This window comes from Roseicyclus mahoneyensis (assembly GCF_003148775.1).
Classification (GTDB): domain Bacteria; phylum Pseudomonadota; class Alphaproteobacteria; order Rhodobacterales; family Rhodobacteraceae; genus Roseicyclus; species Roseicyclus mahoneyensis.
Genome location: NZ_QGGW01000006.1, coordinates 66,401 through 80,781 on the forward strand (window position 1 = coordinate 66,401; position 14,381 = coordinate 80,781).

Below are 14,381 nucleotides of genomic sequence, written 5' to 3' on the forward strand. Positions count from 1 at the left end.
GGTGAAGGGCCCCCACAACATCTGGCGGCTGATCCGCACCGGCGCGACTTTCGAGCGCACGGGCGCGATGAAGGCCGTGCTCGAAGCGGTGGATGCGCCCGCCCCGATCAGGGTGGCGGCGCGCGTGCTAGGCTGGCCGTTCAAATGGCTCGGCCTTCGCGGCGACCCTTCGGTGCCACCGGTGCCCCGCGCGCTGACAGCCCTTGGCCCGGCTTACATCAAGTTCGGCCAGATCCTGTCGACGCGCCCCGATGTGGTCGGCCCCGAGATGGCGCTGCAATTGCAGGTTCTGCAAGACAAGCTCCCGCCCTTTCCGCTCTCCGAGGCGCGCCGTGTGGTCGCGCAGGAGATGGAAAAGCCCGTCGAGGCGCTGTTTTCCGAGTTTTCCGAACCGGTCGCCGCCGCCTCCATCGCGCAGGTCCACAAGGCGAGGCGCGCCCACGACGGGCGCTCCGTGGCGGTCAAGATCCTGCGCCCCGGCATCGAGCGCGCCTTTCGCAAGGATATCGACGCCTTCTATCTGATCGCCTGGGTGGTCGAGACGCTGTCGCCTGCCTCGCGCCGACTGCGCCCGCGCGCCGTGATCGAGCATTTCGAAGGCGTGGTGATGCAGGAACTGGACCTGCGGATCGAGGCCTCGGCCTGCGGCGAGTTCCACGCCAACACGCAGCGCGACGAAGGCTTTGTCGTGCCGGAAATCGAATGGTTCCTTTCGTCGCGTCGCATGATGACGCTGGGCTGGGTCGAGGGCATCACCATGTCCGACCTTGCCGCCATCGACGCAGCGGGCTTCGACCGCAAGGCCCTGGGCGCGCGCGTTCTGCAGATGTTCCTGCGCCATGCGCTGCGCGACGGTTTCTTTCACGCCGATATGCATCAGGGCAACCTCAAGGTCGCGCCGAATGGCGATATCGTGGCCTTGGATTTCGGGATCATGGGGCGGCTTGATGCCTACACGCGGCGCGTCTACGCCGAGATCTTGATGGGCTTCATCCGCAAGGATTACCGCCGCGTCGCCGAGGTGCATTTCGAGGCGGGCTATGTGCCGGCCGACCGCGACATCGACGAATTCGCCCAAGCCCTGCGGTCGGTGGGCGAGCCGATCTTCGGCATGGATGCCAGCCGCATTTCCATGGCCCGCCTGCTGGCCTACCTGTTCGAAGTGACCGAACGTTTCGGAATGGAAACCCGGACCGAGCTGATCTTGCTCCAGCGTACCATGGTGGTGGTCGAGGGCGTGGCGCGCTCGCTCGACAATGACATCAACATCTGGGTCGTTGCCCGCCCCGTGGTCGAGGAATACATCACCGAACATGTCGGCCCCAAGGCCGTGGTACGCGACCTGTGGCACACCGTGCGCGTTCTCTCGCGTTTTGGCCCCCGGCTGCCCGCACTGGCAGAACAGGCGCTGTTGGCGCAGGCCAACCCGCAACGCCCCGCTCCGCGCAATCCATGGCCCGAGCGGATCGGCTATGGCGCGGCGGGCCTTGTGCTGGGCGGTGGGCTTGCGGCGCTGATCGCCTTGATCTGAAAGTCCATCAGGAAGCCGCACGGCGCAGGCCAAGGACCGTCTGCGCCGGAATGCTCAACCCGCCTTCCATGGTCAGCCAGACCTCGCCACCGACAAGCTGCGCCTCCTCGATGATGGAATAGACCATCGCGCCGCGTTCCTCGATCATGTCCTCGCCCGACCAGTTCTGGATGGTGAAGCTGTAAACGCCTTCGGGCACGGTGTTGCCCGACAGGTCGGTGCCGTCCCACGTGAACCTGTCGGCACTGAGCGGCACCGGGATCTGCTGCACCACCAAGCCCCGTGCGTCGCGCACGACCAGTTCCATCCGATCTGCAAGGACATTCGGCGCACCGGCCAGCGTCACGGTCTGGCCTTCGAAATTCACCGGCATCTCGGCCCGGGCCTCCATCCCGATCCAGCCACCCAACTGGCCCATGCCCTGCGTGGCGAGCCCGGCCTGAAGGCCGGTCAGCAGGTCATTGGTGCGAACCTGTTGTTCCACGCCCGAAAATTGCGCTAGTTGACTGGCGAACTCGGTCGATTCCATCGGGTTGAGCGGGTCCTGATTCTGCATCTGCGTGGTCAGCAGACGCAAGAAGGTCTGGAAATCGGCGGTGATCATGCTGGGCGCGGCGGCGGGCGCGGCGCGGGCGGCCGATGCTTGGGTCGTGGTCGGAAAGACATCCATCATTTGGGTCCTTGGCTGACGTTCAAAGGCGCAGGTCAAGCCCGGCCGCACCCATGGGGCGGGCCCGAGCGCTTGGGGCAGGGGCATCGGGGCTGGACGCTGCTTCGGTGCCGGACCCGGCCAGGGTGACAGACCCACCACGCGACCGCTGTTCGGCACCGCCGTGGGAAATGCTGACCGATGGCGCATCTAGACCCGCGCGGGCGAATTCTTCCGCCAGCAGCGCGACATGGCGGCGGATGAGATCGGCCGTGTCGGACCGCTCTGCCGCGATGGTGACGGTAAGCACACCGTTGACGTCCGAAAAACCAAGTCGCAGGCGGCCAAGCTCCGGCGGATCCAGCGTCAGATCGAGAGGAACACCCGGATCGCGCGATGCATCCACCACCGCCCTTGCGACCTGACGGGCGATCGGGGCGGGATCGGGGACTGGCCCGCCCCTGTCGGGCATGCCTGCGGCCGAGGTGCCGAAGGCCATGTCGACCGTGGGCCCAGCATCTACCGCCACGACGCCGCGGAGATTTCCCGGGTCTTCGAAGATGGTGTGGAGGCTTGATGCCACGTGTTCATGGCCGACGCCCGCCATCACCGTCGCGCCAGACGGCGGCGACCCTGCGTCCCGCAAGGCGCCAAACGCAACGACGAAGCCCCCCCGAGCTTGCGACTGGATCGGGGTCGGCGCGGCAGGGGGGGCGACCGGACCTTGTTCAGCATGCGGCGGCGCCGGCACCATCACGTGCGGGACTAAGTCGGGGCCATCTGTTGCCTGCATCGAGACCGCTGACCTTGCAGGGATCACAGGCGCTTGTTCGAAACGCTCGTCTGCCGATGGTGTCAATCCAGCGGACGAAGGCCAGAACGGGAAGCTCGCACCGACCGGTCCGATTGTCGGTCTGTTGTGACCTCTTGGATCAAGGGATCGCTCCCCAGTCGTTGCAACGGCTGGACCGGTCTCAGCAGGTCTTGGGACCGAAAGACCCTGCGACGCGACCTTGCCGAACTCATCAACGACCGGCTTGTGCAAAGCGGTCGCTCCCCACTCCGCAGGTGGGTGTTCCAGATCCGGAGTCGGCATCGCCGGCAGCGCTGCGGGCAAGGTTGCACTTGACATGGCGGCACCCGGCAGGCCGGTGCTCGGTCGCGCCTGAGGTGCGGGTGCCGTGATCGGTTGCGCCGGCGTTGCGCGACGTGCAGGCAAGCTATCCCTAAGGGTGACCGGCACCGACCCAAGATTGACGGGCGCGGCGCTGAACGGCAGGTCCCCGATCTCATTCAAGGGCATACTCTCGACAGCCCCCACAGCAAGCTCGGGTGGCACTGTCGCTTGAAAAGCAGGTGCGGTTTCGCGGTCCTTATCCAATGGGATCGGGGGGGCTGATCGGGTCGGTGCCGGATAGGCGAAGCCACCGGAGAGACCATCGAAGCCGGAAGGCTGCGGGGCCGCGGCCGGCAGCAAGTCGGCGTGTCTGGCTTCCGGCAACAGCAGACCCGCCGAGGGCGCCATCAGTGCCGCATCGCCATCGCCGAATGGCACTACCGACATGGGCTGCGGGCCCAGCGCCGGTTCATTCGGCAACGGGCCGCCCGATACGGGCGCGACAGGCCATCCGCTACCATCGGATGAGCCAACACCCTCGGACGGGCCAACAGTAGGAGTAGGGATTTCGGCCAACGGCCGGCCAGAGGATCGGCGCCCGTGGCTTTCAGTCTCGTGCCCATGCGGATCCCTCTCGATCGGGAAGGTAACCCCGTCCATCGATTGCGGTGCACCGTCCCCCCCCCACCCGTGATCCGTGGCCTGCCGATGGCCGAGGACATCCCAAGGCGATGCGAATTCGACGCGAAAGGCCGCCGTCGCGCTCGTTGGCAAGGCCGGGGGCCTTTTGCCAGGGGGCACAAAGGCCGCGTTGGGGGTCAGATGCGTCAAGTCTTCCATCCGGAGTCCAATTCTGCTCGCGCTGTCAGGCATGACGCAAACCCCCTTACGAATTGTTTACGCTCGCATGGCAGGGTTGCGCGAAATCGTCTCAATTCGAGGGATCACCATGACGCCGACAGTTACGGGCCAAGCCGGTCTTGCCGTCGTGGCGCCGGCCAGTCCGCCGACGGAAGAGGCAGAAGCCCTGCGCGCTGTCGCGCGCGAGCTTGAGGCCAGCTTTCTGGCGGAAATGCTCAAACATGCAGGCTTCGGCGAGGGCCGCGACAGCTTTGGGGGCGGCGTCGGGGAAGAACAATTCGTATCTCTGCTGCGGGACGAACATGCCCGGGCCCTGACCGATCGCGGCGGAATAGGGCTGGCGGAAGCACTGTTCCGGGCGCTGGTCGCGCGCAGTTCCGCAGCCGACGGGGCGCAATCATGACGCGCGCGGATCGATCGCTTGCCACCATCGAGGCCCTGCTGACCACCCAGCATGAGGCTTTGCTGGCCGGTGACCTGGATCAGCTTGCGCGCATGCCCCACAAGCTGGAGCAGGCGCTGCAAAGCCTCTCGCGGCAAGATCTCCCCGAACAGGGGCTCGCACGCGTGGCGACACTTGCCGCACGCAATGCACGTCTGATCGTGGCGGCGCAACGCGGCCTCGCACAGGCCCGCGACCTGCGGCCCAGCGCCCCTGGCGCGCCGCTGTCCACCTACGACGCGCTCGGTCGTCAGAGCCCCCCCGCAGTGAGCGGGCGGCTCCTGTCGCGTGGCTGAGCGACCCGCGCGACGATCCTCTAAAATCCAAGGCAAAGACCGGCTCCGATTAGCGGGTTGTTCAGTCTTTGCGTCGAAGGGTTGCCCTGCACCCAGGCGGGTGGCGTGGCCCCGAACTACGGGCTGCAATTGTCAGAAGACACTTCGCAGGGCCGACACAGGCCCATGACGTGACAGGCGCCGAATCCGCGCCATGAAGAAGCGAGAAAGGGGACGAACATGTCCAGCATTCTGACCAACACGAGCGCCATGGTGGCGTTGCAGACCCTGAAATCCGTGAACTCCAACCTGCAAAAGACCCAAGGCGAGATCTCCACCGGCAAATCCGTGGCCTCGGCACGGGACAATTCTGCGGTCTGGGCGATTTCCAAGGTTATGGAATCCGACGTCAAGGGCTTCAAGGGGATCTCCGACAGCCTCAGCCTTGGGGAATCCACCGTCGCCGTCGCGCGGACGGCCGCCGAAACGGTCACCGACCTCTTGACCGACATCAAGGGCAAGATCGTCGCCGCCCAGGAAGAAAACGTCGATCGCGGCAAGATCCAGACGGATATCGCGGCGCTGCGCGACCAGATCACCTCGGTGGTGAACGCAGCCCAGTTCAACGGGTTGAATCTGGTCAAGGGCACGGAGGACATGAACATCCTCTCCTCACTCGACCGGTCCGGAAGCGGGACCGTTGCGGCCGCCAATATCACCGTTGCGCGTCAGGACCTGTCCACGGCGGCCGGGACCTTCGGAACGGCGGAAACGGATCTGAACTCGGCGGGTTTCGCCACCGTCGGCACCGGCACGACCAATAGTGCCGCCATGAGGGCCACAACCGGCTCCTCGCTGCAGATCGGCATCACCGCGGCCAACAGCGAAAGCTACAACATCACCATCGACGGCAATGAATTCAGCTTTACCAGCGACGCGGATGCCACTGCGGCCGAAATTCAGGAAGGCTTTGCCGCGGCGATCAACGCCCGTGGCATCGAAGGCCTGAGTGTCGATATCGGAACCGCCGGAAAGATCATCCTGCGCAACACCAACGCCTTCAGCGATCTCAATGTCACGGCCACGGCCGGGACGCCCGGCAACTTGATCGCCGAGGAAATCAACGGTGTCGCAGTGCCCGGCGCCGACGCCAACGCGCAGCAAAGCCTTGTCCAGCGGGCAACGTCAGTCAATTTCTCGGCCTCGGCGGCCGTGGAGGAGGGGCGCGGGTTCCGGATCAACCTTGGCAGCGACAACTTCACCTATGTCGCCGGCAAGGGCGAGACGATGGAGGATGTCGCACGCGGCCTCAAGACGGCCATCGATTCCGCAAGGGTCGAGGGTCTGACCGCGCAGGTCCAGTTCAACAGCGACACGAATTCCTGGCAGCTGGCCGTGGACGATGCCGAAACCGGCGGGCAGACGCTGACCCTCGTGGCCAATACCGGAACTGGCGCGGCCTCGGGCGGGTTGTTCGGCCTCGACAATATCGATGTCCGCACGAATGCCGGTGCGGATGCAGCGCTCGACAATATCGAGACGCTGATCCAGAACTCGATCGACGCGGCGGCGGCTTTCGGCTCGGCCGAGGGCCGGATCGAGACGCAATCAAACTTCGTCTCGAAACTGATCGACAGTCTCAAGGCCGGGATCGGCACCCTCGTCGATGCCAATATGGAAGAGGCGTCTGCCCGGTTGCAGGCCCTGCAGGTGCAGCAGCAGCTGGCAACGCAGTCTCTTTCGATCGCCAACCAGGCACCGCAGAACATCCTCGCGCTGTTCCGTTGATCTGATCTCGGTCCGGGGGGCATGCGCGCCCCGGGCCGGTCTCGTTCACCTCTCCCCTTGCCGCCGTTTCCAGAAGGACAGACCCCGTGACCGCCACCTTGCTTGCACAGACCGCCTATGGCGCGGCCGCCGCCCCGGTGCGCACCGCGCGTGGCAGTGAACTCGCCGCCTTCGAAGCCATCACCGCCCGGCTGGCGCGCGCCACGGAACCCAGCGCTCCGATGGTGCTTCGGGCCGCCGCACTTCACGACAATCGCCGCCTGTGGACGGCGCTCGCGACGGACCTCGCAGGGGCCGATAACGCTCTGCCGCAAGGGCTTCGGGCGCAGTTGTTCTACCTCGCGGAATTCTCCTTAGTGCAAAGCCGCGCAGCGCTGCGCGATGTTGCGGCGCTGCAGGGGCTCATCGACGTCAACCGGGCCGTGATGCGCGGCCTTGCAGGCGAGGCGGGCACAGCATGAGTGGGCTTGTCCTCAAACTCGGCCCGCGCGAACGGGTGCTGATCAATGGCGCCGTCATCGAGAACGGCGACCGGCGCGCGCGACTGGCGATCATGACGCCCAACGCCAGCATCCTGCGCCTGCGCGACGCGATCCACCCAGAAGAGGTGACAACGCCAGTGCGCAGGGTGTGCTACATTGCGCAACTGGTTCTCTCTGGCGATGCCGACCTGCCCGAAGCCAAGAGCCAGCTGCTTCGGGGCATGGAACAATTGAGCCAGGTCTTCACAGACCCCGACAGCCGCAGCCAGTTGGCCCGTGCGACCGAGCATCTGACGCAAGATCAGGTCTATCACGCGCTCAAGGCCCTGCGTACCTTGCTGCCGCGTGAGGAACGCCTGATCGCGGCGCATGGGCCATGAGTTTCCAGCCCCTCATACCGCTCGCGGGCTACGCAGGATGGCGGTTCCTGTCAGGCAGCCTCGAGAATCAGGTTGCGCGCTTTGCGGGCGACCCGGCCGGAACCCGTGACGTTGCCTATTTCCGAGAGAAGATCGGGCAGGTCACGGACGCCGCTGGACTGGTGTCGGATTTTCGACTGTTGCGCGTGGCCCTTGGCGCGTTCGGCCTGCAAGACGACTTGCCGAACCGAGCTTTCATACAAAAGGTCCTTTCCGATCCCGTCACGGCAGACACGGCGCTCGTCAACCGGTTGGCCGACAAGCGATACCGCGCCTTTGCCGAGGCCTTTGGCTTCGGCGGCCCCCTGCCACCGCGCAACCGGCTGCCCGGATTTGCGGACAACATCCTTGCCCGGTCCACCCGGCAGGATTTCGAGCGTGCCGTAGGGTCGCAAAGCCCGGACATGCGTCTTGCGCTTGCCGCGCAACGGGAAGTGCCGGAACTGGCCGCACGCGGCCTGACCGATACGACGAGCTGGCTGTCCGTTCTGGGCAACCCACCGCTGCGCAAGGTGTTTGAAACAGCCTTTGGCCTGCCGGCCTCGATTGGAACGCTCGATCTCGATCTGCAACTCAAGGCCTTTCGTGATGGCGCCCGGCGGCTGTCGGGATCGTCGGACTTCACCCAGTTCACGGACCCCGTCCGGGTGGAGGGTCTGATCCGAAGCTTCACCTTGCGGACCGAGGCTTCGGCAGGGCCGTCACCCCTGACGCCGGGGTATTCCGCCTTGATCCTGCTTGGCGCCATTCGGTGACAATCATGGGCTGCCGGGCGCCGCCCTGACAGGCGCAGGGCGATCCTCGAACACGGCGCGCGCGGCACGGGTTCCGCGCCGATCGGGGTCGACGGCGTCAAGAATTCCACGCAGATGGACGAAACTCTCTTCGGGGATCGCACCACCCTGTGCCGCGACAAAGGCGTCGAGCGCGGGCCAGACCGCAATCGCCGCATCCGTCACCGGATCGCTGCCCGCCGCATAGAGACCCGCCTGGATCATCATCTCGGTCCGGTCATGGGCGCCAAGGAGCTGGCGAGCCCGCTGGATCAGTTTTCCTTCCTCCACGCTGGCGGCACCGGGCAATGCGCGCGACACCGACCGCAGCAGGTCGATGGCCGGATAGCGGCCGCGTTCCGCGATGTCGCGGCTGAGCAGGACATGGCCATCGAGCACGCCGCGCATCACATCGGCAACCGGCCCCTCCATGTCGGAGCCTGCGACAAGCACCGAGAGCACGGCAGTGATATCGCCTTGTCCCGCGCCACCCGGCCCGGCGCGCTCGGCCAACGCCATCACCATCTGTGCCATGGAGGCGGGAAACCCTGATGGGCCGAAGGGCTCGCCCACGGCGGCGGCGACCTCGCGCTGCGCCTCGGCGAAGCGGGTGATGCTGTCGGCGAGAACCAGCACATGCAGCCCCCGGTCGCGGAAATATTCCGCCACGCTCATCATTGCCCAGGCCGCCCGTGCGCGGGTCAGGGCAGGCTGATCCGATGTGGCGACAACAACGACAGCGCGCGCCAGCCCACCCGCGCCAAGCGTCTCGGCCACGAAATCGCGCACCTCGCGCCCGCGCTCGCCGATCAGGCCGATCACGACCACATCGGCCGCGATGCCCTGCGCCAGACCCGCGATCAGGTGTGACTTGCCCACGCCCGAGCCCGCGAACAGGCCGACCCTTTGCCCACGCACGATCGGCAGCAGTGTGTCGAAGACCGCGAAGCCGGTGCGCAACCGCTGCCCCAGACCACGACGCTGCGCCGGAGGCGGTGGCGGCGCCAAGAGCGGCACGGCGCGAGGCCCGGGAAACAGCGGCCGCTCGTCCAGAGGCCGCCCGTCGGGGTCGATCACACGCCCCAGCCAGCCGGGATGCGGCGACAGGCTGGCCGGTCCCAGATGGGTGACCGGCTGGCCCAGCCGTATGCCGTCAGGCGCGCCTTCGGGCATCACCGTACAGCCCTGCGCGTCGATCCGCAGCACCTCGCCCACAAGGGCATCCCCGATCCGGACCCGGTCGCCCAACGCGGCGATCCGGTCAAGGCCCGTTACCCGCACATGATCGCGGCCCAGCGCCGTGATCTGCCCGACACTGCGCGCAGGCCGGATATCACGCAGCCGCGCGCGCAAGGGATCGAAGACATCATCGGGCATGGGCGAATCCTCCGGCCAGTGGCGCCGCGGGGGCGTCACTTACCGTTTCTAAAGGAATCACCGTTAAGCATCCGTGTAGCCGAAGTGGGAGAAGCCCCGATGTTCGACAGGCTCGAGATCTTTGCCCTTGCCAGCGCACGTGCCCAGCACGCGGCGGCAAGGCAGGCCGTGGTGGCCCAGAACATCGCCAATGCCGACACACCCGGCTACCGCGCGCGCGACATCAGCAGCTTCGACGAAACCTGGCGCGAGATGCAGATGGGTGGCGGCCCGCGCGACGGTCTGCCGGTCCGGACGATCGACGCCAATGGCACCGCCTCGCCCAACGGAAATTCCGTCTCTCTCGAACTGGAAATGCTGCGCGGGATCGAGGCGCAGCGCGCCCATTCCCGCGCCTTGCAGGTCTATGGCTCGGCCATGTCGATCCTGCGCACCAGTATCGGGCGATAGGTCTTATAGGAGAATGAGATGACCGATTTCAGCTCCGCCCTCGGTGTCGCGGCCTCCGGCATGCGGTCGCAGGCCGACCGGATCCGCCATGTGTCCGAAAACATCGCCAATGCCGACACGCCCGGCTACCGCCGCAAGATCGTCAGCTTCGAGGAGATGCGCGGCCCGGGCGCGCCCGAGGGTGCCGTCCAGCCCGGCCGGGTAGCTCTTGACCAGCGCGCCCTGCCGCAGGTGTTCGACCCCGGTCACCCGATGGCCGATCAAAGCGGGCATTATCTGGGCTCGAATGTCGACCTTGTGGTCGAACTGGCCGACGCCCGCGAGGCGCAGCGGAGCTACGAGGCCAATCTGCGCGTCTTCGATCAGGTGCGGCAGATGTCGTCATCGCTCAACGATCTTCTGCGGCGCTGACGGGGGGGGGTAGACCATGGATATCCGCAACACTCTGGCGCTGCAGGCCTATGCGCAATCGCGGCTCGCCGCCCAACCCACCCCGCAGGCCGAAGGGGCCGGTGCCGCCTTCACCGCCGCTGTGACGGGCTTTACCCAGACCCTCGCCCAAGGCGAGGCGCAGGCCCGCGCGGCCATGACCACGGGGGCCGATCCGCATGCGCTGGTGACCGCGCTCGCGCAGACGGAACTTGCCGTGGAAACCGCCGTGACCGTCCGCGACCGCGTGGTCGAGGCCTACCAGGAAATCCTGAGGATGCCGGTCTGATGGACGAGATGATCTTCTTCGACACGCTGCGTCAGGGGCTTTGGGCGGCGGTGCTGATCTCCACCCCTATCCTTGTCGCGGCGCTGATCTCGGGCATCATCGTGGGCCTGTTCCAGGCGCTGACCTCGATCCAGGAAATGACGCTGACCTTCGTGCCGAAACTGGCCGCGATCCTGGCCGTCTTCTGGGTCTCGATGAGCTTCATGACCTCGACGCTGACCGGCTATTTCGCCAACACGCTGATCCCGATCATCGCAGGCATGTGACGCAGATGGACAACGCCACCTATACCACGCTGACCCGCCAATCCGGCCTGCTGACGGAAATGCAGGTCGTGGCCCACAACATCGCAAACATGGCCACCGCCGGCTACCGGGCCGAAGGCGTGGTCTTCGCCGAACATGTCCGCCGTCTGGAGGGCGAGACCGACAGCCTGTCGATGGCCCATGCGACGGGCCGCGCCATCTCGGCGCAGCAAGGCGCGCTCGACCAGACCGGGTCGCCCTTTCACGTCGCCATCGAAGGCGAAGGCTTCTTTCTTGTGCAGACACCCGAGGGCGAGGCGCTGACGCGGGCCGGAAATTTCGTGCGCACGGCATTTGGCGAACTGGCGACGCCCGATGGGCACATGCTGCTCGATGCAGGCGGCGCGCAGGTGTTCGTGCCGCCCGATGCGGCCTCGATCACCATCGCGCAGGACGGCACGCTCAGCGCCGATGGCCAGCCGGTCACGCAGATCGGGTTGTGGCAGCCGGTGAACCCCATTGAGCTGACCCGCCGCGCGGGCGTGCTGTTTACCGCCGAAAGCGGTGTGGAACCGGCACAGGGCGGCATTCTTCTACAAGGAATGGTCGAACGGTCGAACGTCGACCCCATCGTGCAGATCGCCCGGATGATCGAGGTGCAGCGCGCCTATGAGCTGGGCGCGAGTTTCCTTGATGCCGAGGATCAGCGCGTCCGCGATTTCCTGCGCACGGCCGGCGCGCGCCAATGAGAAGAGATGACGCATGAGAGCCCTCGACATTGCCGCGACCGGGATGAGCGCGCAACAGCTGCGCGTCGACGTGATCGCCAACAACCTCGCCAACATGAACACGACGGGCTACAGCGCGCGGCGCGCCGATTTCGCTGATCTGCACTATCAGCAAATGGTGCGCGCGGGCGCAATCAACGCCTCGGACGGCACTGTGGTGCCGACAGGCGTGCAGGTCGGCCTCGGCGTGCGCCCGTCTTCGGTGTCAATCAATATGGCACAGGGTGCATTGGGTGCCTCGGGCGGCGTGCTTGACGTGGCGATCGAAGGGCGCGGCTGGCTCGAGGTCACGCTGCCCTCGGGCGCATCGGCCTATACCCGCGATGGCGCGCTGCAACGCACGGGCGACGGGCTGATCGTGACCGCCGACGGCCATGAGGTCAGCCCCGGCATCACCATTCCCGACGATGCGCGCCAGATCTCGATAAACGCCGATGGCGAGGTCTATGCCTATTTCGTCGACCGGGTCGAGGCGGAGCTTTTGGGCCAGATCAGTCTTGTGGGCTTCAGCAATGATCACGGGCTCGAGGCGATGGGGTCAAACCTGTTCCTCGAAACCGCAGCCTCCGGCGCGCCGGTCCAGAGCAATCCGGGCGAAGATGGGTTGGGCACACTCAGGCAGGGTTATCTCGAGGAAAGCTCGGTCGATGCCGTGCGCGAGATCACTGATCTGATCCAGGCGCAGCGTGGCTACGAGTTGAACGCCAAGGTCATCACCGCTGCCGACCAGATGCTCGGCGCGACGACGCAGGTGCGATGATGACCCGGATCCTGTTCACCGCCCTTGCGCTGATGCTGGCGGCACTGCAATCGGCGGCGCGGGCCGACACGGTGATCGCCGCGGGCACGATCCGCGGGCAAACGCTGATCATGCCCAGCGACGTGGCGTTGGTGGCGGGCACAACGCCCGGCGCGCTGGCCGATCTCGCCGACGCCATCGGCATGGAGGCGGCCGTGAACCTCTACGCGGGCCGCCCGATCCGCCCCGGCGACCTGCGCCCGCCTGCCATCGTCGAACGCAACGCATCCGTCACCCTGCGCTATCACCACGGTGGCCTTTTGGTGGTCACCGAAGGTCGCGCGCTGGACCGGGCCGCCCAAGGCGAGCCGCTGCGTGTGCTCAACCTAGCTTCCCGCAACACCGTGACCGCGACCGCCGCGGCCCCCGGATTAGTCATTGTAGGACCCAACCCATGACCCGTACCCTGTTTCGCCTGTCCCTGATCCTCGCCCTATGCGGCGCGGCAGCATGCGGCCGGCTGGCCGATGTGGGTCGCGCGCCCGACTTCCAGTCGCCAGTGAACGGCAATGAGGTCTTTGCCATGAATTCCACACCCCTGCCCGCCGAACGGGTCATTGCCGCCCGGCACGAACAGGCCTCGCTTTGGCGCGGCGACCGGCAATCGCTGCTGGGGGATCGCCGCGCCGGTCGCAGGGGCGACATCTTGACCGTCGTGATCGAGATCGACGACAGCGCCTCCATCTCCAACGCGACCGAACGCGGGCGCAGCGGCTCGGAAAGCATGTCCTTGCCGCAGCTCCTGGGCCTGCCGCAACGCATAGACGAACGGCTGCCCGACGGGGCGAGCATGGCGAATGCGGTCGGCACCAACAGCTCCAGCCAATCTGCGGGGTCTGGGTCGGTGCGCCGCAACGAGGAATTGACCCTGCGCATCGCCGCAACCGTCACCGAAGTGATGGGCAACGGCAGCCTGCGGATCGAAGGAACGCAGGAGGTGCGGGTGAATTTCGAGATCCGCGAGTTGCTGGTGACGGGCTATGTCCGGCCCGATGACATCTCGCGCCAGAACGAGATCACCTATGACCGCATCGCGGGCGCGCGCATCTCCTACGGCGGGCGCGGCCAGATCAGCGACATGCAGCAGCCGCGCTATGGCCAGCAGATCGCCGACATCATTCTACCGTTCTGAGGGTAGCCATGCTGCGCCTGATCTTGCCGATCTTGCTGCTGCTCGTCGGGGTCGCCGGAGGCGTCGGGGCGGGGATGCTGATGGCGCCCTCCGACGCCGGAGGCGCGCCTGCGGCGGAAACCACCGAAGGTGACGCGGCGGCCTCCGAAAACCCTGCACAGATCGCCACGCCCAGCCCCGGCGAAAGTGTCGCCAGCGCCACGGGGCTGACGGAATATGTGCGCCTGAACAACCAGTTTGTCGTGCCCATTGTCCGGAACGGGGCAGTGCGGTCGCTGGTCGTCATGTCACTGTCGATCGAGGTGGATGCAGGCACCAACAGCGCGGTGTTCGACCGTGAACCCCGGCTGCGCGATTCTTTCCTGCAGGTGATGTTCGCCCATGCCAATGCCGGCGGGTTCGACGGCAGCTTCACGCAAGCCCAAGCAATGGGGCCTTTGCGCGAAGCCCTGCGCGAGGCCGCGCGCCGCACCCTCGGGCCGTCGATGCGCGACGTTTTGATCGTCGACATCACCCGTCAGGATGCCTGACACGG

19 protein-coding genes are annotated in these 14,381 nt (G+C 66.3%); 16 read left to right on the plus strand and 3 right to left on the minus strand.

Annotation, left to right across the window (positions count from 1 at the left end):
* The first annotated feature begins 1 nt into the window (after position 1).
* Positions 2-1,531, plus strand: a complete 1,530-nt coding sequence (gene ubiB / locus C7455_RS12785; RefSeq protein ID WP_109668829.1) for a 2-polyprenylphenol 6-hydroxylase — start codon at positions 2-4, stop codon at positions 1,529-1,531.
* Between the two features lie 7 nt (positions 1,532-1,538).
* Here ubiB and C7455_RS12790 read toward each other — a convergent pair whose 3' ends face one another.
* Together C7455_RS12790 and fliK are read right to left on the minus strand one after the other, a co-directional pair.
* Positions 1,539-2,204 carry a flagellar hook capping FlgD N-terminal domain-containing protein gene (locus C7455_RS12790; protein WP_170119075.1) on the minus strand — a complete coding sequence of 222 codons (666 nt, stop codon included), beginning with the start codon at positions 2,202-2,204 and terminating at the stop codon, positions 1,539-1,541.
* Between the two features lie 19 nt (positions 2,205-2,223).
* Complete coding sequence (fliK, locus tag C7455_RS20165) at positions 2,224-2,709, minus strand: flagellar hook-length control protein FliK (RefSeq protein WP_170119076.1); 486 nt, start codon at positions 2,707-2,709, stop codon at positions 2,224-2,226.
* 1,537 nt (positions 2,710-4,246) lie between these two features.
* Between fliK and C7455_RS12800 the strand changes: the two genes are divergently transcribed.
* The 6 genes from C7455_RS12800 (at position 4,247) to C7455_RS12825 (ending at position 8,319) form a co-directional block, all read left to right on the plus strand.
* Positions 4,247-4,561: a rod-binding protein gene (locus tag C7455_RS12800; protein WP_109669160.1), complete on the plus strand. Its 315-nt coding sequence runs from the start codon at positions 4,247-4,249 to the stop codon at positions 4,559-4,561.
* The gene (locus tag C7455_RS12805; protein WP_109668835.1) at positions 4,558-4,896 is read left to right on the plus strand and encodes a hypothetical protein; all 339 of its coding nucleotides are present in this window, start codon (positions 4,558-4,560) and stop codon (positions 4,894-4,896) included. The genes C7455_RS12800 and C7455_RS12805 overlap by 4 nt, the downstream gene beginning before the upstream one ends.
* A 219-nt stretch (positions 4,897-5,115) precedes the next feature.
* Positions 5,116-6,663, plus strand: coding sequence for a flagellin N-terminal helical domain-containing protein (locus tag C7455_RS12810; RefSeq protein ID WP_109668837.1), 1,548 nt, complete (start codon positions 5,116-5,118; stop codon positions 6,661-6,663).
* An 86-nt stretch (positions 6,664-6,749) separates the two neighbouring features.
* Positions 6,750-7,124 (plus strand): flagellar biosynthesis regulator FlaF, encoded by a 375-nt coding sequence (gene flaF, locus C7455_RS12815; RefSeq protein ID WP_109668839.1) that lies wholly within the window; start codon positions 6,750-6,752, stop codon positions 7,122-7,124.
* Entirely contained in the window at positions 7,121-7,525 is a 405-nt protein-coding gene (gene flbT, locus C7455_RS12820) for a flagellar biosynthesis repressor FlbT (RefSeq protein ID WP_109668841.1), read from the plus strand. Before flaF ends, flbT begins: the two co-directional genes overlap by 4 nt.
* The gene (locus tag C7455_RS12825) at positions 7,522-8,319 is read left to right on the plus strand and encodes a DUF1217 domain-containing protein (RefSeq protein WP_109668843.1); all 798 of its coding nucleotides are present in this window, start codon (positions 7,522-7,524) and stop codon (positions 8,317-8,319) included. Before flbT ends, C7455_RS12825 begins: the two co-directional genes overlap by 4 nt.
* A gap of 3 nt (positions 8,320-8,322) precedes the next feature.
* Here the strand turns inward: C7455_RS12825 and C7455_RS12830 are convergent, their stop codons facing one another.
* Positions 8,323-9,714, minus strand: a complete 1,392-nt coding sequence (locus C7455_RS12830) for a FliI/YscN family ATPase (protein WP_109668845.1) — start codon at positions 9,712-9,714, stop codon at positions 8,323-8,325.
* 99 nt (positions 9,715-9,813) lie between these two features.
* Here C7455_RS12830 and C7455_RS12835 point away from each other — a divergent pair, with 99 nt between their 5' ends.
* The 9 genes from C7455_RS12835 to C7455_RS12875 are packed head-to-tail and all read left to right on the plus strand — an operon-like array spanning position 9,814 to position 14,376.
* Complete coding sequence (locus tag C7455_RS12835) at positions 9,814-10,164, plus strand: FlgB family protein (protein WP_211315488.1); 351 nt, start codon at positions 9,814-9,816, stop codon at positions 10,162-10,164.
* An 18-nt stretch (positions 10,165-10,182) separates the two neighbouring features.
* On the plus strand, positions 10,183-10,575 hold the full coding sequence (gene flgC, locus C7455_RS12840) for a flagellar basal body rod protein FlgC (protein ID WP_109668847.1): 393 nt from the start codon (positions 10,183-10,185) through the stop codon (positions 10,573-10,575).
* 16 nt (positions 10,576-10,591) lie between these two features.
* Positions 10,592-10,882 (plus strand): flagellar hook-basal body complex protein FliE, encoded by a 291-nt coding sequence (gene fliE, locus C7455_RS12845; protein WP_109668848.1) that lies wholly within the window; start codon positions 10,592-10,594, stop codon positions 10,880-10,882.
* On the plus strand, positions 10,882-11,148 hold the full coding sequence (locus tag C7455_RS12850) for a flagellar biosynthetic protein FliQ (protein WP_109668850.1): 267 nt from the start codon (positions 10,882-10,884) through the stop codon (positions 11,146-11,148). The genes fliE and C7455_RS12850 overlap by 1 nt, the downstream gene beginning before the upstream one ends.
* A gap of 5 nt (positions 11,149-11,153) precedes the next feature.
* Positions 11,154-11,876, plus strand: a complete 723-nt coding sequence (locus tag C7455_RS12855; protein WP_109669163.1) for a flagellar hook-basal body complex protein — start codon at positions 11,154-11,156, stop codon at positions 11,874-11,876.
* Between the two features lie 13 nt (positions 11,877-11,889).
* Entirely contained in the window at positions 11,890-12,675 is a 786-nt protein-coding gene (flgG, locus tag C7455_RS12860; RefSeq protein ID WP_109668852.1) for a flagellar basal-body rod protein FlgG, read from the plus strand.
* The gene (gene flgA / locus C7455_RS12865; protein ID WP_245904324.1) at positions 12,675-13,112 is read left to right on the plus strand and encodes a flagellar basal body P-ring formation chaperone FlgA; all 438 of its coding nucleotides are present in this window, start codon (positions 12,675-12,677) and stop codon (positions 13,110-13,112) included. Before flgG ends, flgA begins: the two co-directional genes overlap by 1 nt.
* Positions 13,109-13,846: a flagellar basal body L-ring protein FlgH gene (gene flgH, locus C7455_RS12870; RefSeq protein WP_109668854.1), complete on the plus strand. Its 738-nt coding sequence runs from the start codon at positions 13,109-13,111 to the stop codon at positions 13,844-13,846. The genes flgA and flgH overlap by 4 nt, the downstream gene beginning before the upstream one ends.
* Before the next feature lie 8 nt (positions 13,847-13,854).
* On the plus strand, positions 13,855-14,376 hold the full coding sequence (locus tag C7455_RS12875) for a flagellar basal body-associated FliL family protein (protein WP_109668855.1): 522 nt from the start codon (positions 13,855-13,857) through the stop codon (positions 14,374-14,376).
* The last annotated feature ends 5 nt before the right edge of the window (positions 14,377-14,381 follow it).

Excerpts from the sequence above, each read along its gene's own strand:
- fliE (WP_109668848.1), top strand. The coding sequence starts at position 10,592 with ATGGATATCCGCAACACTCTGGCGCTGCAGGCCTATGCGCAATCGCGG.
- C7455_RS12790 (WP_170119075.1), bottom strand. The coding sequence starts at position 2,204 with ATGATGGATGTCTTTCCGACCACGACCCAAGCATCGGCCGCCCGCGCC.
- C7455_RS12835 (WP_211315488.1), top strand. The coding sequence starts at position 9,814 with ATGTTCGACAGGCTCGAGATCTTTGCCCTTGCCAGCGCACGTGCCCAG.
- flgA (WP_245904324.1), top strand. The coding sequence starts at position 12,675 with ATGACCCGGATCCTGTTCACCGCCCTTGCGCTGATGCTGGCGGCACTG.
- flgC (WP_109668847.1), top strand. The coding sequence starts at position 10,183 with ATGACCGATTTCAGCTCCGCCCTCGGTGTCGCGGCCTCCGGCATGCGG.
- C7455_RS12830 (WP_109668845.1), bottom strand. The coding sequence starts at position 9,714 with ATGCCCGATGATGTCTTCGATCCCTTGCGCGCGCGGCTGCGTGATATC.
- flgH (WP_109668854.1), top strand. The coding sequence starts at position 13,109 with ATGACCCGTACCCTGTTTCGCCTGTCCCTGATCCTCGCCCTATGCGGC.
- C7455_RS12810 (WP_109668837.1), top strand. The coding sequence starts at position 5,116 with ATGTCCAGCATTCTGACCAACACGAGCGCCATGGTGGCGTTGCAGACC.
- C7455_RS12825 (WP_109668843.1), top strand. The coding sequence starts at position 7,522 with ATGAGTTTCCAGCCCCTCATACCGCTCGCGGGCTACGCAGGATGGCGG.
- flgG (WP_109668852.1), top strand. The coding sequence starts at position 11,890 with ATGAGAGCCCTCGACATTGCCGCGACCGGGATGAGCGCGCAACAGCTG.
- C7455_RS12800 (WP_109669160.1), top strand. The coding sequence starts at position 4,247 with ATGACGCCGACAGTTACGGGCCAAGCCGGTCTTGCCGTCGTGGCGCCG.
- flbT (WP_109668841.1), top strand. The coding sequence starts at position 7,121 with ATGAGTGGGCTTGTCCTCAAACTCGGCCCGCGCGAACGGGTGCTGATC.
- C7455_RS12850 (WP_109668850.1), top strand. The coding sequence starts at position 10,882 with ATGGACGAGATGATCTTCTTCGACACGCTGCGTCAGGGGCTTTGGGCG.
- C7455_RS12855 (WP_109669163.1), top strand. The coding sequence starts at position 11,154 with ATGGACAACGCCACCTATACCACGCTGACCCGCCAATCCGGCCTGCTG.
- C7455_RS12805 (WP_109668835.1), top strand. The coding sequence starts at position 4,558 with ATGACGCGCGCGGATCGATCGCTTGCCACCATCGAGGCCCTGCTGACC.
- C7455_RS12875 (WP_109668855.1), top strand. The coding sequence starts at position 13,855 with ATGCTGCGCCTGATCTTGCCGATCTTGCTGCTGCTCGTCGGGGTCGCC.